Below are 18680 nucleotides of genomic sequence, written 5' to 3' on the forward strand. Positions count from 1 at the left end.
ACGAGAGATCGCAAGCGCAAGTGGTTGAAGTTGTTGAAGAAATCTTCGAAAGCTTCTGAAAATAATCACTTGACAGCAAATGAGGCTGCTGTAGAATGCGCGCCTCGGTTGAGACGAAAGCTCTTAACCAACCGCTCTTTAACAACTGAATCAAGCAATTCGTGTGGGTGCTTGTGGAGTCAGACTGATAGTCAACAAGATTATCAGCATCACAAGTTACTCCGCGAGAAATCAAAGAATAACCAACGATTGCTGAGCCAAGTTTAGGGTTTCTTAAAAACCCAAAGATGTTTGAACTGAAGAGTTTGATCATGGCTCAGATTGAACGCTGGCGGCAGGCCTAACACATGCAAGTCGAGCGGTAGAGAGAAGCTTGCTTCTCTTGAGAGCGGCGGACGGGTGAGTAATGCCTAGGAATCTGCCTGGTAGTGGGGGATAACGTTCGGAAACGGACGCTAATACCGCATACGTCCTACGGGAGAAAGCAGGGGACCTTCGGGCCTTGCGCTATCAGATGAGCCTAGGTCGGATTAGCTAGTTGGTGGGGTAATGGCTCACCAAGGCGACGATCCGTAACTGGTCTGAGAGGATGATCAGTCACACTGGAACTGAGACACGGTCCAGACTCCTACGGGAGGCAGCAGTGGGGAATATTGGACAATGGGCGAAAGCCTGATCCAGCCATGCCGCGTGTGTGAAGAAGGTCTTCGGATTGTAAAGCACTTTAAGTTGGGAGGAAGGGCCATTACCTAATACGTGATGGTTTTGACGTTACCGACAGAATAAGCACCGGCTAACTCTGTGCCAGCAGCCGCGGTAATACAGAGGGTGCAAGCGTTAATCGGAATTACTGGGCGTAAAGCGCGCGTAGGTGGTTTGTTAAGTTGGATGTGAAATCCCCGGGCTCAACCTGGGAACTGCATTCAAAACTGACTGACTAGAGTATGGTAGAGGGTGGTGGAATTTCCTGTGTAGCGGTGAAATGCGTAGATATAGGAAGGAACACCAGTGGCGAAGGCGACCACCTGGACTGATACTGACACTGAGGTGCGAAAGCGTGGGGAGCAAACAGGATTAGATACCCTGGTAGTCCACGCCGTAAACGATGTCAACTAGCCGTTGGGAGCCTTGAGCTCTTAGTGGCGCAGCTAACGCATTAAGTTGACCGCCTGGGGAGTACGGCCGCAAGGTTAAAACTCAAATGAATTGACGGGGGCCCGCACAAGCGGTGGAGCATGTGGTTTAATTCGAAGCAACGCGAAGAACCTTACCAGGCCTTGACATCCAATGAACTTTCCAGAGATGGATTGGTGCCTTCGGGAACATTGAGACAGGTGCTGCATGGCTGTCGTCAGCTCGTGTCGTGAGATGTTGGGTTAAGTCCCGTAACGAGCGCAACCCTTGTCCTTAGTTACCAGCACGTCATGGTGGGCACTCTAAGGAGACTGCCGGTGACAAACCGGAGGAAGGTGGGGATGACGTCAAGTCATCATGGCCCTTACGGCCTGGGCTACACACGTGCTACAATGGTCGGTACAGAGGGTTGCCAAGCCGCGAGGTGGAGCTAATCCCAGAAAACCGATCGTAGTCCGGATCGCAGTCTGCAACTCGACTGCGTGAAGTCGGAATCGCTAGTAATCGCGAATCAGAATGTCGCGGTGAATACGTTCCCGGGCCTTGTACACACCGCCCGTCACACCATGGGAGTGGGTTGCACCAGAAGTAGCTAGTCTAACCTTCGGGAGGACGGTTACCACGGTGTGATTCATGACTGGGGTGAAGTCGTAACAAGGTAGCCGTAGGGGAACCTGCGGCTGGATCACCTCCTTAATCGACGACATCAGCTGCTCCATAAGTTCCCACACGAATTGCTTGATTCATTGAAGAAGACGATAAAGAAGCAGCCCGAAATTGGGTCTGTAGCTCAGTTGGTTAGAGCGCACCCCTGATAAGGGTGAGGTCGGCAGTTCGAATCTGCCCAGACCCACCAATTTTGTGTGGGAAACGCCTGTAGAAATACGGGGCCATAGCTCAGCTGGGAGAGCGCCTGCCTTGCACGCAGGAGGTCAACGGTTCGATCCCGTTTGGCTCCACCACTACTGCTTCTGCGTTATGAAAGCTTAGAAATGAGCATTCCATCAGTATGATGGTGAATGTTGATTTCTAGTCTTTGATTAGATCGTTCTTTAAAAATTTGGGTATGTGATAGAAAGATAGACTGAACGTTACTTTCACTGGTAACGGATCAGGCTAAGGTAAAATTTGTGAGTGGCTCTTAATTGAGTATGATCGAATTTTCGGCGAATGTCGTCTTCACAGTATAACCAGATTGCTTGGGGTTATATGGTCAAGTGAAGAAGCGCATACGGTGGATGCCTTGGCAGTCAGAGGCGATGAAAGACGTGGTAGCCTGCGAAAAGCTTCGGGGAGTCGGCAAACAGACTTTGATCCGGAGATGTCTGAATGGGGGAACCCAGCCATCATAAGATGGTTATCTTGTACTGAATACATAGGTGCAAGAGGCGAACCAGGGGAACTGAAACATCTAAGTACCCTGAGGAAAAGAAATCAACCGAGATTCCCTTAGTAGTGGCGAGCGAACGGGGACTAGCCCTTAAGTGGCTTTGAGATTAGCGGAACGCTCTGGAAAGTGCGGCCATAGTGGGTGATAGCCCTGTACGCGAAAATCTCTTAGTCATGAAATCGAGTAGGACGGAGCACGAGAAACTTTGTCTGAATATGGGGGGACCATCCTCCAAGGCTAAATACTACTGACTGACCGATAGTGAACTAGTACCGTGAGGGAAAGGCGAAAAGAACCCCGGAGAGGGGAGTGAAATAGATCCTGAAACCGTATGCGTACAAGCAGTGGGAGCCCACTTTGTTGGGTGACTGCGTACCTTTTGTATAATGGGTCAGCGACTTATTTTCAGTGGCGAGCTTAACCGAATAGGGGAGGCGTAGCGAAAGCGAGTCTTAATAGGGCGTCTAGTCGCTGGGAATAGACCCGAAACCGGGCGATCTATCCATGGGCAGGTTGAAGGTTGGGTAACACTAACTGGAGGACCGAACCGACTACCGTTGAAAAGTTAGCGGATGACCTGTGGATCGGAGTGAAAGGCTAATCAAGCTCGGAGATAGCTGGTTCTCCTCGAAAGCTATTTAGGTAGCGCCTCATGTATCACTGTAGGGGGTAGAGCACTGTTTCGGCTAGGGGGTCATCCCGACTTACCAAACCGATGCAAACTCCGAATACCTACAAGTGCCGAGCATGGGAGACACACGGCGGGTGCTAACGTCCGTCGTGAAAAGGGAAACAACCCAGACCGTCAGCTAAGGTCCCAAAGTTATGGTTAAGTGGGAAACGATGTGGGAAGGCTTAGACAGCTAGGAGGTTGGCTTAGAAGCAGCCACCCTTTAAAGAAAGCGTAATAGCTCACTAGTCGAGTCGGCCTGCGCGGAAGATGTAACGGGGCTCAAACCATACACCGAAGCTACGGGTATCACGTAAGTGATGCGGTAGAGGAGCGTTCTGTAAGCCTGTGAAGGTGAGTTGAGAAGCTTGCTGGAGGTATCAGAAGTGCGAATGCTGACATGAGTAACGATAATGGGTGTGAAAAACACCCACGCCGAAAGACCAAGGTTTCCTGCGCAACGTTAATCGACGCAGGGTTAGTCGGTCCCTAAGGCGAGGCTGAAAAGCGTAGTCGATGGAAAACAGGTTAATATTCCTGTACTTCTGGTTATTGCGATGGAGGGACGGAGAAGGCTAGGCCAGCTTGGCGTTGGTTGTCCAAGTTTAAGGTGGTAGGCTGGAATCTTAGGTAAATCCGGGATTCTAAGGCCGAGAGCTGATGACGAGTTAACTTTTAGTTAACGAAGTGGTTGATGCCATGCTTCCAAGAAAAGCTTCTAAGCTTCAGGTAACCAGGAACCGTACCCCAAACCGACACAGGTGGTTGGGTAGAGAATACCAAGGCGCTTGAGAGAACTCGGGTGAAGGAACTAGGCAAAATGGCACCGTAACTTCGGGAGAAGGTGCGCCGGTGAGGGTGAAGGACTTGCTCCGTAAGCCCATGCCGGTCGAAGATACCAGGCCGCTGCGACTGTTTATTAAAAACACAGCACTCTGCAAACACGAAAGTGGACGTATAGGGTGTGACGCCTGCCCGGTGCCGGAAGGTTAATTGATGGGGTTAGCTAACGCGAAGCTCTTGATCGAAGCCCCGGTAAACGGCGGCCGTAACTATAACGGTCCTAAGGTAGCGAAATTCCTTGTCGGGTAAGTTCCGACCTGCACGAATGGCGTAACGATGGCGGCGCTGTCTCCACCCGAGACTCAGTGAAATTGAAATCGCTGTGAAGATGCAGTGTATCCGCGGCTAGACGGAAAGACCCCGTGAACCTTTACTATAGCTTTGCACTGGACTTTGAATTTGCTTGTGTAGGATAGGTGGGAGGCTTTGAAGCGTGGACGCCAGTCTGCGTGGAGCCAACCTTGAAATACCACCCTGGCAACTTTGAGGTTCTAACTCAGGTCCGTTATCCGGATCGAGGACAGTGTATGGTGGGTAGTTTGACTGGGGCGGTCTCCTCCTAAAGAGTAACGGAGGAGTACGAAGGTGCGCTCAGACCGGTCGGAAATCGGTCGTAGAGTATAAAGGCAAAAGCGCGCTTGACTGCGAGACAGACACGTCGAGCAGGTACGAAAGTAGGTCTTAGTGATCCGGTGGTTCTGTATGGAAGGGCCATCGCTCAACGGATAAAAGGTACTCCGGGGATAACAGGCTGATACCGCCCAAGAGTTCATATCGACGGCGGTGTTTGGCACCTCGATGTCGGCTCATCACATCCTGGGGCTGAAGCCGGTCCCAAGGGTATGGCTGTTCGCCATTTAAAGTGGTACGCGAGCTGGGTTTAGAACGTCGTGAGACAGTTCGGTCCCTATCTGCCGTGGACGTTTGAGATTTGAGAGGGGCTGCTCCTAGTACGAGAGGACCGGAGTGGACGAACCTCTGGTGTTCCGGTTGTCACGCCAGTGGCATTGCCGGGTAGCTATGTTCGGAATAGATAACCGCTGAAAGCATCTAAGCGGGAAACTAGCCTCAAGATGAGATCTCACTGGGACCTTGAGTCCCCTGAAGGGCCGTCGAAGACTACGACGTTGATAGGTTGGGTGTGTAAGCGCTGTGAGGCGTTGAGCTAACCAATACTAATTGCCCGTGAGGCTTGACCATATAACACCCAAGCAATTTGCGTCGAAAGGCCAGATTGCGGTGTGTGAAGACGCAATGAACCGAAAGTTCGAGATTTCACAAAACACCGACAGCTGTCACATACCCAATTTGCTGAAGCGAGGCCCGCTGGCCACGACTCAGTACCCGAATTTCTTGACGACCATAGAGCATTGGAACCACCTGATCCCATCCCGAACTCAGCAGTGAAACGATGCATCGCCGATGGTAGTGTGGGGTTTCCCCATGTGAGAGTAGGTCATCGTCAAGATTAAATTCCGAAACCCCATTTGCGAAAGCAGATGGGGTTTTGTTTTGGGCGGTCGAAAAGTGTGGAAAGACGCACGACAAATTTGCACAGTTATTTCTGAACCAGACCACTAGAATAGGCACCTAACCTTTTTTAGAGTCAGAGCCCTATCTATGCCGGATCCGGTTGATGCCCTTGAGGTGTCGGATGTACCACTGGACAACTTGGTGGCATGCCATGAGTGCGACTTGCTGATGCGTAAACCCGTGCTCGCCCTCGGTGAAAAAGCCCAATGCCCGCGTTGCGGTTATGAACTCTACGCTCACCGCCATAATGTCGTTGAGCGCAGCCTCGCCCTGGTACTCGCCGCGCTGTTGCTGTACGTCCCGGCGAACTTTCTGCCCATCATGCAGCTCAATCTGCTCGGGCAGTCCTCAGAGGACACTGTGTGGAGTGGCGTAGTCGGTCTATTCGATACCGGGATGCAAGGCGTCGCCGCCGTGGTGTTCCTATGCAGCATGGGTATTCCGCTGCTCAAGCTGCTTTGCCAGCTGGCGGTGCTGCTCAGTATTCGTTGGAAGATCGGCCGTAGTTACGGCCTGCTGCTGTACCGCATCTACCATCATATGAAAGATTGGGGAATGTTGGAGGTCTACTTGATGGGCGTACTGGTGGCGATCGTGAAACTCGCCGACATGGCCTCAATCACCATCGGCCTGGGTCTGGCCTGCTTTGTCAGCCTATTAATGGTTCAGGTTCTGCTTGAGGTGGTGATGTCGCCGCACCAGATCTGGCAAGCACTGTCAGGGGAAGATGATCATGCGGGCGATTGATGCGGGCATTCTGATTTGTACTGAATGCCACGAGCTGAACAAACAAGAGCCTGATACCGATGAGCAAACCTGCACCCGATGCGGTGCGCTGATCCATGCCCGTCGCCCCAACAGCCTCACCCGTACCTGGGCCCTGCTGATCACGGCGGCCATTCTGTATATCCCCGCCAACCTGTTGCCGATCATGACCGTCAACTCTCTTGGCCAAGGCGAGCCCAGCACCATCATGGCCGGAGTCATTCAACTGGTGCAGCACGGCATGTTCCCGATTGCGGCTGTGGTGTTTATCGCCAGCATCCTGGTGCCAACGTTCAAGCTGGTGGGCATTGGCCTTTTACTGTTCTCGGTTCAGCGTCACCAACCGCTTTCCGCGCAGCAACGCATTATCATGTACCGCTTTATCGAATTCATTGGCCGCTGGTCCATGCTGGATATCTTCGTGATCGCCATCCTGGTGGCGGTCGTAAACTTTGGACGGCTTGCCAGCGTCGAGGCCAACCTCGGCGCCGCAGCGTTCGCCAGTGTGGTGATCCTTACGATGCTTGCCGCAGTAACTTTTGATCCCCGACTGATTTGGGATAACACGGAGTCGGACGACGACCATGAGTGATTTGCCTAAAGCTAAAACCCGCCCGGCCTCCAACTGGTCAGCCATTTGGGTTCTTCCCCTGATTGCCTTGATCATCGGCGGTTGGCTGGGGTGGCGTGCCTATTCCCAGCAGGGTATTGAGATCCAGGTGCGCTTTGAAAGCGGCGAAGGCATCCAGGCCAACAAAACCGAAGTGGTCTACAAAGGCATGTCCGTGGGTAAGGTCAAGACCCTTGCCCTTGACGACGAGGGCAATAATCGCGGGGTGATTGCCACCATCGAGATGAACAAGGATGTCGAGCAATACCTCAAGACCAACACGCGTTTCTGGCTGGTCAAGCCCAGTGTCAGCCTTGCCGGTATCACCGGCCTGGAAACCCTGGTCTCGGGTAACTACATCGCCGCCAGCCCCGGTGACGGTGAGCCCACACGCAAATTCAAGGCGCTCTCCGAAGAGCCGCCTTTGTCCGACGCCAAGCCTGGCCTGCACCTGACCATCAAGGCTGACCGCCTTGGCTCGCTCAACCGTGGCAGTCCGGTGTTCTATAAGCAGATACAGGTCGGCCAGGTCAAAAGCTACTTGCTCTCCGAGGACCAGAGCACCGTCGAGATCAAGGTCTACATCGAGCCGACCTACGCCAACCTTGTGCGCAAACACACCCGTTTCTGGAACGCCAGCGGCATCAGCATCGATGCCAATCTCTCCGGCGTGAAGGTGCGCAGCGAATCTCTCTCCAGCATCGTCGCAGGCGGCATTGCCTTCGCCACGCCGGAGAATCGCAAGGACAGCCCGCCGACCGATCCGAGCCTGCCGTTCCGCCTGTACGAAGATTTCGATGCGGCCGCTGCCGGTATCAAGGCCAAGGTCAAGCTCACGGACTTCGAAGGCCTGCAGGCCGGTCGTACACCGGTGATGTACAAAGGCATTCAGGTGGGCAGCCTGAAAACCTTGAAGATCGACCCGGACCTGTCCAGCGCCAACGCCGAGCTGACCCTCGACCCCTTGGCCGAAGACTACCTGGTTCAGGACACCCAGTTCTGGGTGGTCAAACCTTCCATCTCGCTGGCTGGTATTACCGGCCTGGAAGCCCTGGTCAAAGGTAATTACATCGCCATTCGTCCTGGCGACAAAGGCAGCGCCCCGCAACGCGAATTCGTCGCCCGCGCCAAGGCGCCGCCGCTGGACCTGCGTTCCCCAGGCCTGCACATGGTGCTGTTCACCGACAACCTCGGCTCCCTGGATGTCGGCAGCCCAATCCTCTACAAACAGGTCAAGGTCGGCTCGGTGCAGAGCTACCAGTTCTCGCGCAAGAACAAGCAACTGGTGATCGGCGTTCATATCGAGAAGGAATACGAAAACCTGGTTAACGGTTCGACACGTTTCTGGAATGCCAGCGGCGTGACCCTGACCGGCGGCCTTACCGGTGGTATCCAGGTGAAGAGTGAGTCCCTGGCCAGCCTGATGGCCGGCGGTATTGCCTTCGAAACACCGCAGCCGAACGTACCACTGAAAAAGCGCATTCCACGATTCCGCTTGTTTGCCGACCGTGAGGCGGCCAATCAGCATGGCACCCTGGTAACCATCAAGGTCGAGCGTGCTGACGGTATGCGTCCAGGCACACCGGTACGTTTCAAAGGCCTGGATGTGGGCAAGATCGAGAGCGTAGACCTCAGTGCCGATATGCAATCGGTGTTGCTCAGCGCACGTATTACCCAAGTAGCGGATCGCATCGCGCGCGTCGGCAGCCAGTTCTGGGTGGTCAAGCCAGAGCTGGGCCTGATGAAAACCTCCAACCTGGAAACCCTGGTCACCGGGCAATACATCGAGGTGCAGCCGGCTGCGAAAAACGCCGGTCCGCAAAAGAGCTTCGTCGCACTGGCCCAACCCCCTGAAGCTGTCCGCCAGGAGGCCGGCCTGAGCCTGACACTCAGCGCCGCACGCCGTGGCTCGTTGAAGGAAGGTGTGCCGGTGACCTACCGTGAAGTCACCGTGGGCAAAGTGACCGGCTACGAGTTGGGCCAGACCGCCGATCGGGTGCTGATCCACATCCTCATCGAGCCCAAGTACGCACCGCTGGTACGCAGTGGCAGCCGCTTCTGGAACACCAGCGGCTTTGGCCTCGACTTTGGCCTGTTCAAGGGGGCGACGGTGCGCACCGAGTCCCTGGAGACTCTTGTGGCCGGCGGTATCGCATTTGCCACGCCAGACGGCGACCGCATGGGCAACGCCGCGCGGCCGCAGCAAACCTTCCCGCTGTTCGACAAATTCGAAGAGGAATGGCTGACCTGGGCACCGAAAATCCCACTCGGCAAATAAAGCTACAAAAAAGGCCGCGATCCATCGGATCGCGGCCTTTTTACATTTCAGCGCAAAACGTCAGACCTCATCCAGCTCCGGCTCATCCGCCTGCACATTCACTGTTGCCTTCACCACATCATGGCGACGGATGTACTTCCAGTCCGCCTCATCGATGTAGATCCCGTTCGGCCCGCTGCCGCCTTCCAGGTCGATTGCCACCTGGGCAGACACCTGCGGCTTCACACTGGCGAGGATCGGCACAAAGCCCAGCTGCAAACTGGTTTCCAGCAACGCCGCCTGGTTCTTCTCATCGATATCCGCTGCTTCGTCGAGGTAGTACGGCAAGCGCACACGCCCGGCCTGGTCACGGTCCATCAAGTGCAGCAACAAGTACATGTTGGTCAGCGCCTTGATGGTCATGGTGGTGCCGTTGGACGCTGCGCCATCGATGTCGGTGTGGATCACCGGCTGACCGTGCACCTTGGTGATCTCGAAGGCCAGCTCGAACAGGTCCTTGAGGCCCAACTGGTTATGGTTGGCGGCCACCAGGCGGGCCAGGTATTCCTTGGCCTCTTCGTTCTTGTTGTCCTGCTCGGCACTTTGGCTGAGGTCGAACACCGACAGGGTTTCGCCTTCTTCGTACTGGCCGGCACTGTGGATGATCTGGTCGATATGCTTGAGGGCTTCCTTGTTCGGCGCGAGCACGATGCGGAAGCTCTGCAGGTTGGACACCTGACGCTTGTTGATCTCGCGGTTGAACAGCGCCAGCTGGTGTTCCAGGCTGTCGTAGTCGCTGCGGATATTGCGCAGGGTCCGGGCGATATCGGTGACCGCCGCGCGGCGCGCCTTGCCCAGTGTCAGCGCCTCATCTGTACGGTGCGCATAAGCGTTGATCAACAATTGCAGACGACGCTCTACATCATCCTCGCTGTCGAACTTGGCCACGCCCTTGAGGCGTACCTGTGCGTACAACGCCTCGATCTGCCCATCGGCACGCAGCAAGCCCTGCCAGCTGTCCTGATAGTCATTGAGCAGCGGCAGCAGGTTGTCCATGGAGTCATCGACCGGGTCCATGAACGGCGTGCCGAACGGCAGGTCGGCCGGCAACAGCTGCCGGCGGCGCAAGGCGTCATCCAGCGTACGTTGCTTGGCTTCCATATCGCCGATCTGGCGGCCCACCAGTTGCAGCTTGGCGGACAGTTGCTGGACGCGTTCGGTGAACGCATCGCTGGAACGTTTCAATTCATCCTGGGCCGCTTCCATCTGTGCCAGGTTTTCCAGTTTTTCGCCTTCTTCGGCACTCAGGGTTTGCGCGCGACGGAAGTCTTCCAGCGCCTTTTGCGCGTCCAGCACCTGCTGGTACAGCGCTTCGGTCTGGGTCTTGCTCGCCGCGCGGTCGGAGGCCACGGCTTGCTGGGTTTTCAGCTGCTTGAGTTCTTTCTCCAGGCGTTCCTTTTGGTCGCGCAACGCCGCGCGATCCGCCAGGGCCTGCAGCGCCGGTGGTTCGATGTGGGAGATGTCGATGGACAGCCCCGGCACTTCAAAACGCTCGCCCTTGAAGCCATCGAGGATCTGCTCCAGGGATTTGACCCACTGGCCGTCCTCGTCCAGGGTGATGCCGTGTTCTCCCAATGGCAGGCTGAACAACGAGCTGTTGAACAGGCGCATCAGGCGCTCGACGTCCTGCTGCGAAAACTCTTCGCGCAGCTTGGCATAGCTGTTGTTGTCGGCGTGATCAAGCTGCTGCTTGACCGACTTCAAGCGTTTTTCCAGGTCACGCAGACGCTCGTCCAGATCCTCGGCGCTGAACTGCCGCGACTGCGCCAGGGCGCCCGCCAGTTCATCGTGAGCATCCTTGGCCGCCAGCAGTTGCTGCTCCAGGACCTTGACGTCATCCACCAGGGCAAAGCGATGCTTGAGCACCGACAGCTCGCCCAGCCAACGCTGGATACCGCTGATTTCCCGTTCCAGGCGCATCAGCTCCTGGGTGCCGCCGCGCTGGTCGTTCTGCAGTGCGTCCTGCTCGTTGCGGTAGTGCTCGGCCTGGATGGTCAGCTCTTCCTTGCGCGCACTGGCATAGTCCGACCAGGTGCCGAGCAGCGAATCCAGCAGCGGCGACAGGCGATGCAGCTTGCCGCGCAGGACGTCGCGCTGGCGAACGCCGTTGGCCAGGGCTTCCACCAGCGGGCCGGCTGCGACCAGGGAATTGTAGTCCTGCTCCATACGTCGTACGTCGCGGAAGGCTTCTTCGCACGCTGCGATGTAATCCACACTACCCGAACGCAGGCTATGCTCGAACGCATCCAGGAACAGCTGCTTGAGCTTGGCCGCGGTGATTTCGCGCATGTGCAGCAGGTTGATAAACAACGCGCGGAAGGTTTTCAGGCTTTGCTCACTGGTGGAGCGCAGCGGGATCAGGGTCAGGTCAAGCGGGATCGACGTATGACCACCCACCAGCAAACGGCGCAGTTCATCCGGCTTGAGTTCGTAGGCTTTCAGGCCTTCGCGCTCAAGGTTGGTGAACAGCTCTTTCTGACGCAGGCAGGTGTCGTTTTTCTGATAGTGGGCCAGGTCCAGCTTGCCGGCGTAGGCAAAGAACTGGTGCCCGAAACCGCCGCCCGGGCCACGCCCGACCACGCCGATTACGTGGGGGCCATGGGGCAGGGACACCTCCACCAGGATGTAGCTGGTGTCGGTGGCGAAGTAGAAGCGCCGCGATTGCTCCAGGGTGTACTTGCCGAAACTCATGTCCGACATGCGCGCCAGGATCGGGAACTGCAAGGCGTTGATCGACGCGGATTTACCCAGGTTGTTGGCGCCATACACTGACAGCGGCTCTTCCAGCGGGAACAAGCCCAAGCTGTAGCCGGCGGTGTTCAATAGGGCGAAGCGGCGGATGCCGTAGCGTTCCTTACTCATGCGTCGGTCTCCTGTTCTTCGGCAATGGCACGGGCCAGGGCGTCTTCTTCGCTTTCTTCCGCGAAGTCACTCAAATCCAGCGGGTCATCGGTTTTCAGCAGCTTCTCATCGCTGTCTTCGTCGATGATCACCGGTGCCGGCAGCGGCAACACGCTGTGCACGCTGGCCGCGAGGTCACGGTCTTGCTGCACCGACAGGCACACGTCGAGGAAGCGGTGCATCGGCGGCAGGAAGCGGTAGATGCCGTTGTCTTCGCTGGCAAAACCCAGCTGGGTCATGCGGCGCATGATTTTTTCTTCGAGTTCTTCCTGGGTCTGCACTTCGGCCTGGATAAACAGGTCGCGGTACTTTTCCAGCAGGGACGGCAGTTCATCGCGACCGAGGCTGCCACCGTCGAGCACGGCGATCGGGTCGCGGCCCTGGTCGGCCAGGTGCTCGACAATGATGAAGGTGAACAACGCCAGGCGCTGGGCGGTCTTGTTGACCTGCGCACTGGCAATCGCGGAGTCCGGCACGAAGTAGTAGAAGCCACGGGTATCGCACACCAGCTCAAAGCCCAGGGCCTTGAACAGCGTGCGGTACTGGTCCTGGAAGTTCGACAGTTGTGTGTACAGCTCGGGGTCGCGGCGGCTGACGTGGTAACCCTTGAACAGCTCGCGAAAGATCGGCGCCAGCTGGGACAGTTCGGATAGATCAAGATGCATGAGGTGTACTCGCAGAATGCTCGGCGGCGTCGGTGCCGGCCGGGAGCAGGGCGAATGAGCGCAGGCTGACCTGGTGCTCGTGTGTGTGGTAGTCGCGGCGTTCCAGGCGCTCGCGCTTGAAGCGTTTCTCCCGCGAGAGCCGCGAGAACCAGTACAGCAATTCGTCGGTGGCACCGTCCGGTTCCTGCTCCAGCAGCCAGGTCATCAGGTCCGGCATCGGCAGTGCGTCTTCGCAGCGCTCGAGCATTTCCTTGACCGTCCGTGGTGCGCGCTGGGCTTCGCCCTTGTGGGACTTGTGCGCCTTGGGGAACCGGGCCGGTTTCGGCTCGAAGTTCGCCAGGGCATACACATAGGCCTCGACCTGGCTGGCACTGCCGAGGAAGGTGCTTTGCGGTCGGGTAAACATCGGCATCGCCGCCTGCGGCACCGCGTCCAGGCCCTTACGGCGGATGGCCGACAGCGCCAGCGCCGCACCGCGGGTCACGGCGTTGTGCCGACGCGCTTCTTCGCGCAGCGGCAACAGCAGCTCGCGGGCATGCCGCAAGGTCAACTGGGCGCTGGTCTGCATTTCGAGGATGCGCGCGTGGGTGCGCAGCAGCATGTCGTCGTCCACCAGGTGGCCGAGGCGCTGTTGCTCGGTGAGCATGCGCAGCAGCACGTTTTCCACCTTGCGCACGCCTTGTTCGAAGGCACCGTCGGCGTTCACCAACTGGATCATCGGTTCGACGTACTCGTCCCAGGTCGCCAGAACTTCAGCATAACGCTGGCGCAACGGGATCTGCCGGTCGCTGGTCTTGGCACGGTCGGCCACGGCCGCGAGGGCCTGTTCGTCGTTGGCGAGTTTTTTCAGTACGTCGCGTACGCGCATGTCGAGCAGGCGCAGTTGGCGGGCCAGGTCGTGACCATCACGGATGTCGAAGGCATCCTGGATATAACCGGCCAGGCGCTCCAGATGGCGCAGGTAGGCTTCGATTTCCAGGCACAGGCCAAGCCGGTGCTCCTTGCGAAGATAAGCCAGGAAGTCGTGGATCTGCGCGTTGAGCTCGAAACGGTTCGGGCTCTTGGCGACAGGCACCAGGATATCCAGGCGAATCCACACGTCCAGCAGGCTGGTGATGTCCTGGGGCGTGCTGTCCAGTTGTTGGGCGGCCAGTTGTGCGCGCAGCTCGCCGAGGCTCAGGGTGCCTTGGTCGAAGTGTTCGCACAGTGGCTCAAGTAAGGCCCAGTGTTCGGCGAGGGCGCGCAGGACGCGCTTGGGTTCGATCATGGGAATGGCCGGCTGGTTGGCGATTAAAAGTCGCGATTGTACTGCATCAGGCGCGGGATTTATCCACAGCCGGTCAGTGCACAGTGGGCGATTGTTACCGAACAGCGGTAGAATCCCCGCTCTTTACTTATCCACAAGTGGCCGAGCTGTGCTTATCGAGTCCCGACGTCGCGCTTACTTGACCGCCATGCAGGTGGTCAACTGGCTGCCCCGCACCGAACTGCCGTTCGCCGCCCCGTCGCGGCCCGAGCTGTTAGAGGCGCTTGAACCCTATGAGGCGCTCGAGGTTTCGGGGGAGGAGGCGGCTGCACCGGTGGCCGTGGTCAAACCCGTACTGGAAGCTCGTCCTGCGGTTGAACGCGTCAAGGTCGAGGTGCCGCGCCCGGGGCCAATGGCCAAGCCCGTGGTGGCCGAAGCGGCTGCGCCGGTTGCCAAGGCGCCAGTGGTGCCGCCGCCACGCTTTGCCCTGCAGTTATTGCGGGCCGGGCGTTGCCTGCTATTGGTGGAGTTACCCACCGGCGAACGCTTCCAGACCCGCGACCCCGCCTACATGCTGCTCAAGGACATGCTGCGCGCCGCCGGCCTGCCCGACAGCCCGCAAATCGTCGGCGACCCGGTCCGTTGGCCGCTGCTGGTACGCGGCACCATGGACCAGGGCCCGGAAGCGGCGCGGGATTTCGTGCAAGGCTTCGTCTCGGCACGCCTGGAGGACGAACCCTGCGTGTGCCTGTGGCTGATCGGCCTGCCCGCCGTACGGTTTGCCGGTGAAGCGAACGCCGAAGCCTGGTACCGCGAACTGCAGGTCGAGGGCCTGGGTTCTGTATGGGCCCTGCCGGGCCTGGAATTATTAATGGAAGAGCCACAGCGTAAGGCTGATGTCTGGCAAGCCATGCGCCGGCTGATGGCGCGCTGGAAAACAACCGATGAGTGAGGCTTTATCCTTCCGCCCGATGACCGAGGCCGACCTCGACGCCGTGCTGAAAATCGAATACGCGGCATTCAGCCACCCCTGGACCCGCGGGATCTTTCTCGACGGCCTGGGCAAGTACCAGATCTGGCTGATGTTCGAAGGCGAGCAGCAGGTAGGCCACGGCGTGGTGCAGATCATCCTCGATGAAGCGCATTTGCTGAACATCACCGTCAAGCCGGAAAACCAGGGCCGTGGCCTGGGCCTGGCACTGCTGGAACACCTGATGTCCCGCGCCTATGCCGCCAACGCGCGGGAATGCTTCCTGGAAGTGCGCGACAGCAATACCGGCGCGTTCCGCCTGTATGAGCGCTATGGCTTCAACGAGATTGGGCGTCGTCGGGACTATTACCCAGCCGTGGGGGGGCGTGAGGATGCAGTCGTGATGGCCTGCACCCTGGTCGATTAAACACACAAGCCAATGTGGCAGGGGGCAGGTCGAATCATCGCACCGCCCCTCCCATATCTGGATTTGCGCAGTGTCAACGGTTTCCGTCTACCGGGTCCAGATCAGCCAGTTCCGCTTCATCCAGGCCATTGCCGCCGCCAATGTCATCTTCATCGACAATGCTCAGGTCAAAATCCGCCGGGTTGTCTTCGCCCGCCTCCCGAGCATCCCGCGCACCGTCTTCATGGATCAGGGTTTCCGGGCTCATATCATCATCGGTCGACTCATGATCAGCCGTTGAAGCCCCGGTCAGTCCGGCCTCGCGCACCCGCTCGTTTGGGATCAGGTGCTCGCGCTCGCCACGAGGTATTTCATCACCGATCTCCGCCGTCGGCTCGTCTTCGTCAAAATCCAGCTCGCGCATCGAGCCCATGCGATCTTCGTTGTCGTCAATCGGTTCGGGCTGTGTAGCGCCGTAGGGACGTCGTGATTCAGTCATGGCCAATCCTCATACTGTGGGGCTTATAGTGTGTGGACAGGCATGGCCCCCCAAGATTCAAGTAATTGGCCGCCGGCTATCTTTATGATCGGCGTGACCCGGACGGGCGGTCGTCTGTCAAAGCTGCGCATCATTCCTGAGGCTTTCCCTGATGAACGAACTACAAGACCTGCTTGATAACAACGAACGCTGGGCGGATGCGATCAAACAGGAAGATCCCGAATTCTTCGCCAAGCTCGCCCGCCAGCAGACCCCCGAATACCTGTGGATCGGTTGTTCCGATGCCCGGGTACCGGCCAACGAGATCGTCGGCATGCTGCCCGGTGATCTGTTCGTACACCGCAACGTGGCCAACGTGGTGCTGCACACCGACCTCAATTGCCTGTCAGTGATCCAGTACGCGGTCGATGTGCTCAAGGTCAAACATATCCTCGTCACCGGCCACTATGGCTGCGGCGGCGTGCGCGCGTCGATGCAGGACCGCCAGTTCGGCCTGATCGACGGCTGGCTGCGCACCATCCGCGATCTCTACTATGAAAACCGTGACGTGCTGGCCCAACTGCCGACCGAAGAGGAGCGTGTGGACCGCATGTGCGAGCTGAACGTGATCCAGCAGGTGGCCAACGTCGGCCACACCAGCATTGTGCAAAATGCCTGGCACCGTGGGCAGAGCCTGTCGATCCACGGTTGTATCTACGGCATCAAGGACGGCCGTTGGAAGAGCTTGAACACCACCATCAGTGGCTTCGAGCAACTGCCGCCGCAGTATCGCCTGCGTCCGCTGGGCGAAGCCTAAGGCCGTTTGCGTTCGCGCCAATGGGTCATGAACGCCTGGCCCTCGGCGTTCAAACACTCTGTGCTGCCGGTGATCCAGCCCCGGCAGTTCAGCTCGCCGCATTGGCAGGCGAACTGTCGGAACAAGGTGTCCTCGGTACTGGCGTAGTCCAGGGTCAGCGGGGCGCCGGCGAGGATGGGCTGTACGGTCCAGAGTTCCAGGTAAGTGGTGTCGAAAAACACATTCGGATTGCAGGAGTGTCGCAGCAGGCCGCAGAACCAGCTGTCATACAGGTGGATGCGGGCCGACAGCTGCAGCGTACGTGGGCGGCGCTCGTTCACGGCGTAACCGGACACCCGGGCAATGCGCACGCGGCCGTCAAAATCCACGCGAGCCCTGACGCCGCCGTCGCGCTCAACCTTAAAGTGTTTGGCCGAGGGATAGCCCTGTTCAACGAGCAGTGTCTTGAACGGGTACAAACCATCACTCACAGCGGTTTTAGCCTGGTCCATGGCTTGAGTTTTCATAACTCTCCTTGGTTAGGCTGCATCGACCTGCGGGTGGTGGCTGACTACCAGTCTTGCAGCGGATGGGCCCGGCTCAAGACTCGCTGAACGTGGAGCCGATTGCTACTGTCAACTTTGACAGTAGAAATCGGATTTTTTTGCTGTCTACAGCGCAGGCGCCGTGATGCTGGGGGCGGGGGCTGCGTTCTTCAGCTGCTTGAGCTGCGTCTTGATCGAAGGCGTGGCGCATTTGGCGTTCGCCTGTTCCGGGGTCAGGTTGCGCACCGAGGTGTAGAACAATTCGCAGGTCTGTTCTTTGCGCGTGACCTGCCAGGTGTTCATGCAGGCCTTGAGCAGCACATTCGGATCGCTCGCGGGTTTCTGACCCATTCCGGCCTGCCAGCAGGCGGCGCTCAAGTCCTGGCCCATCACTTTCAAGCCGGCTTCATCGGCTTTCTGCTCGTTACCGTCATAGGTGTCCGGGCTGGCCGCGTACCAGATGTAGCTGGGGTGGTTGGCGCCCAGCACCGAGACGGTCTTGCCCGCGGCAGGGCTGATCTGCGCCAGGCCCAGCACACCCACGGTTTGCCCGTATTGCTGCTTGATCCAACTGCGCACCGGCGCGCCGAACGCGACCATTGGCAGCGAGCCGTTGGGGTGCAGGCTCAGTTCGCTGACCATGCGGGTCTGGTAGTCGGTGAAGTAGCCGTAGACGTTCTCCAGGTCCTTGCCCGCATTGGAAGGTGCGGCAATGGGGGCGATATCTATGATGGTCTGGTAGGCCGGGGTTTCGGTGGCCGGCACGCCGTTATCGGTGAGCAGGCTGGCCCATCGGTCGGTGGTGGCCGACTCCAGGTAATCCTGGGCCTGGGTCAGCGAATAATCCGGCGGGAAATGCAGCAACTCGATGCTCTTGCGGTTTTCCAGGGCCATGCCCAGTGGCAGGAACAGGTACCAGTTGTACGCCCACTTGCCGTCGCTGTTGAGTCTGCTTGCGCCCTGGTAGGCCAGGTCAGCGGTATTGAGCAGCGCGGTCAGGGGCTGGCCGTAACTGTCGGGTACACCGCTGAAGGTCGCGGCGAGCTGCCCTTCATGGTTCTTGACGCTGACCTTGGCTCGGCTGTAGCCATCGCGCTGCAGGCTTTGGTTCAGGTAGTGCTCGGCGGTCTGCTCCAGCGTCCATGGCCGAAAGCAGATCACATTGCAGTTATTGGGGTAGGCGAACAACTGGGTAACCCGTTGAGTGCTGCCCAGCGGTACTTCGATGTCGGCGTGTACGACCGCACTGGCCATCAGTGCGGCCAGGGTGAAGGACAACCTGGTCGGTTTGAACATACTTGATTCCTTGTCAGCGAAAGCCCGTCTGCGCGGGGTGAAAGCCCACCTCCTCACAGTAGCGGTTGGCCAGGAAAACCGCGTGCTAAATCGCCAGGCATGTCGCTATTGGATA

General features: G+C 58.0%; 12 protein-coding genes, 2 tRNA genes and 3 rRNA genes. 11 read left to right on the top strand and 6 right to left on the bottom strand.

All coding sequences use genetic code 11. The features are described from left to right. Positions 1–293 precede the first annotated feature (293 nt). From BB029_RS04755 to BB029_RS04790, 8 genes are all read left to right on the top strand, one after another. A 16S ribosomal RNA gene (locus BB029_RS04755) occupies positions 294–1830 on the top strand. A gap of 83 nt (positions 1831–1913) precedes the next feature. Beyond that, positions 1914–1990 (top strand) — tRNA-Ile (locus tag BB029_RS04760). Between the two features lie 30 nt (positions 1991–2020). After that, a tRNA-Ala gene (locus tag BB029_RS04765) sits at positions 2021–2096 on the top strand. Positions 2097–2345: 249 nt separating this feature from the next. Continuing rightward, positions 2346–5237 (top strand): 23S ribosomal RNA (locus BB029_RS04770). Positions 5238–5389: 152 nt separating this feature from the next. Then, positions 5390–5505: ribosomal RNA gene (gene rrf, locus BB029_RS04775) — 5S ribosomal RNA — on the top strand. Together the 16S, 23S and 5S rRNA genes with 2 tRNA genes alongside form the textbook arrangement of a ribosomal RNA operon. Positions 5506–5657: 152 nt before the next feature. After that, complete coding sequence (locus BB029_RS04780) at positions 5658–6317, top strand: paraquat-inducible protein A (RefSeq protein WP_065938397.1); 660 nt, start codon at positions 5658–5660, stop codon at positions 6315–6317. Next, positions 6304–6927: a paraquat-inducible protein A gene (locus tag BB029_RS04785; protein WP_027606959.1), complete on the top strand. Its 624-nt coding sequence runs from the start codon at positions 6304–6306 to the stop codon at positions 6925–6927. The genes BB029_RS04780 and BB029_RS04785 overlap by 14 nt, the downstream gene beginning before the upstream one ends. Beyond that, positions 6920–9223: a PqiB family protein gene (locus tag BB029_RS04790; protein ID WP_065938398.1), complete on the top strand. Its 2304-nt coding sequence runs from the start codon at positions 6920–6922 to the stop codon at positions 9221–9223. Before BB029_RS04785 ends, BB029_RS04790 begins: the two co-directional genes overlap by 8 nt. Positions 9224–9283: 60 nt before the next feature. Here BB029_RS04790 and mksF read toward each other — a convergent pair whose 3' ends face one another. The 3 genes from mksF to mksB are packed head-to-tail and all read right to left on the bottom strand — an operon-like array spanning position 9284 to position 14095. Further along, on the bottom strand, positions 9284–12124 hold the full coding sequence (gene mksF, locus BB029_RS04795; protein WP_027606957.1) for an Mks condensin complex protein MksF: 2841 nt from the start codon (positions 12122–12124) through the stop codon (positions 9284–9286). Next, positions 12121–12828 carry an Mks condensin complex protein MksE gene (gene mksE / locus BB029_RS04800; RefSeq protein WP_065938399.1) on the bottom strand — a complete coding sequence of 236 codons (708 nt, stop codon included), beginning with the start codon at positions 12826–12828 and terminating at the stop codon, positions 12121–12123. The genes mksF and mksE overlap by 4 nt, the downstream gene beginning before the upstream one ends. Then, positions 12818–14095: an Mks condensin complex protein MksB gene (gene mksB / locus BB029_RS04805; RefSeq protein WP_027606955.1), complete on the bottom strand. Its 1278-nt coding sequence runs from the start codon at positions 14093–14095 to the stop codon at positions 12818–12820. Before mksB ends, mksE begins: the two co-directional genes overlap by 11 nt. 187 nt (positions 14096–14282) lie before the next feature. Here mksB and BB029_RS04810 point away from each other — a divergent pair, with 187 nt between their 5' ends. Then, positions 14283–15026, top strand: a complete 744-nt coding sequence (locus tag BB029_RS04810) for an energy transducer TonB (RefSeq protein ID WP_065938400.1) — start codon at positions 14283–14285, stop codon at positions 15024–15026. Continuing rightward, a complete protein-coding gene (gene rimI / locus BB029_RS04815; protein WP_003188286.1) occupies positions 15019–15471 on the top strand; it encodes a ribosomal protein S18-alanine N-acetyltransferase in 453 nt (150 codons plus the stop codon). Before BB029_RS04810 ends, rimI begins: the two co-directional genes overlap by 8 nt. Positions 15472–15544: 73 nt before the next feature. Here rimI and BB029_RS04820 read toward each other — a convergent pair whose 3' ends face one another. Further along, positions 15545–15949 carry a serine kinase/phosphatase gene (locus tag BB029_RS04820; RefSeq protein WP_065938401.1) on the bottom strand — a complete coding sequence of 135 codons (405 nt, stop codon included), beginning with the start codon at positions 15947–15949 and terminating at the stop codon, positions 15545–15547. A gap of 151 nt (positions 15950–16100) precedes the next feature. Here BB029_RS04820 and can point away from each other — a divergent pair, with 151 nt between their 5' ends. Continuing rightward, positions 16101–16745 carry a carbonate dehydratase gene (gene can, locus BB029_RS04825; protein WP_003188288.1) on the top strand — a complete coding sequence of 215 codons (645 nt, stop codon included), beginning with the start codon at positions 16101–16103 and terminating at the stop codon, positions 16743–16745. Here the strand turns inward: can and BB029_RS04830 are convergent. Next, positions 16742–17251 carry an SET domain-containing protein-lysine N-methyltransferase gene (locus BB029_RS04830; protein ID WP_065938402.1) on the bottom strand — a complete coding sequence of 170 codons (510 nt, stop codon included), beginning with the start codon at positions 17249–17251 and terminating at the stop codon, positions 16742–16744. The two genes, can and BB029_RS04830, sit on opposite strands and share 4 nt — an antisense overlap. 144 nt (positions 17252–17395) lie before the next feature. Beyond that, positions 17396–18565, bottom strand: coding sequence for a hypothetical protein (locus BB029_RS04835; RefSeq protein ID WP_065938403.1), 1170 nt, complete (start codon positions 18563–18565; stop codon positions 17396–17398). Positions 18566–18680: the final 115 nt, after the last annotated feature.

Source organism: Pseudomonas sp. S3E12 (genome assembly GCF_001702295.1).
GTDB classification, from domain to species: domain Bacteria; phylum Pseudomonadota; class Gammaproteobacteria; order Pseudomonadales; family Pseudomonadaceae; genus Aquipseudomonas; species Aquipseudomonas marginalis.

What these genes read in the sequence shown, in the direction of transcription:
- BB029_RS04785 (WP_027606959.1), top strand. Translation starts at nt 6,304, where the DNA reads ATGCGGGCGATTGATGCGGGCATTCTGATTTGTACTGAATGCCACGAG.
- rimI (WP_003188286.1), top strand. Translation starts at nt 15,019, where the DNA reads ATGAGTGAGGCTTTATCCTTCCGCCCGATGACCGAGGCCGACCTCGAC.
- can (WP_003188288.1), top strand. Translation starts at nt 16,101, where the DNA reads ATGAACGAACTACAAGACCTGCTTGATAACAACGAACGCTGGGCGGAT.
- mksE (WP_065938399.1), bottom strand. Translation starts at nt 12,828, where the DNA reads ATGCATCTTGATCTATCCGAACTGTCCCAGCTGGCGCCGATCTTTCGC.
- mksF (WP_027606957.1), bottom strand. Translation starts at nt 12,124, where the DNA reads ATGAGTAAGGAACGCTACGGCATCCGCCGCTTCGCCCTATTGAACACC.
- BB029_RS04780 (WP_065938397.1), top strand. Translation starts at nt 5,658, where the DNA reads ATGCCGGATCCGGTTGATGCCCTTGAGGTGTCGGATGTACCACTGGAC.
- mksB (WP_027606955.1), bottom strand. Translation starts at nt 14,095, where the DNA reads ATGATCGAACCCAAGCGCGTCCTGCGCGCCCTCGCCGAACACTGGGCC.
- BB029_RS04830 (WP_065938402.1), bottom strand. Translation starts at nt 17,251, where the DNA reads ATGAAAACTCAAGCCATGGACCAGGCTAAAACCGCTGTGAGTGATGGT.
- BB029_RS04820 (WP_065938401.1), bottom strand. Translation starts at nt 15,949, where the DNA reads ATGACTGAATCACGACGTCCCTACGGCGCTACACAGCCCGAACCGATT.
- BB029_RS04810 (WP_065938400.1), top strand. Translation starts at nt 14,283, where the DNA reads ATGCAGGTGGTCAACTGGCTGCCCCGCACCGAACTGCCGTTCGCCGCC.
- BB029_RS04790 (WP_065938398.1), top strand. Translation starts at nt 6,920, where the DNA reads ATGAGTGATTTGCCTAAAGCTAAAACCCGCCCGGCCTCCAACTGGTCA.
- BB029_RS04835 (WP_065938403.1), bottom strand. Translation starts at nt 18,565, where the DNA reads ATGTTCAAACCGACCAGGTTGTCCTTCACCCTGGCCGCACTGATGGCC.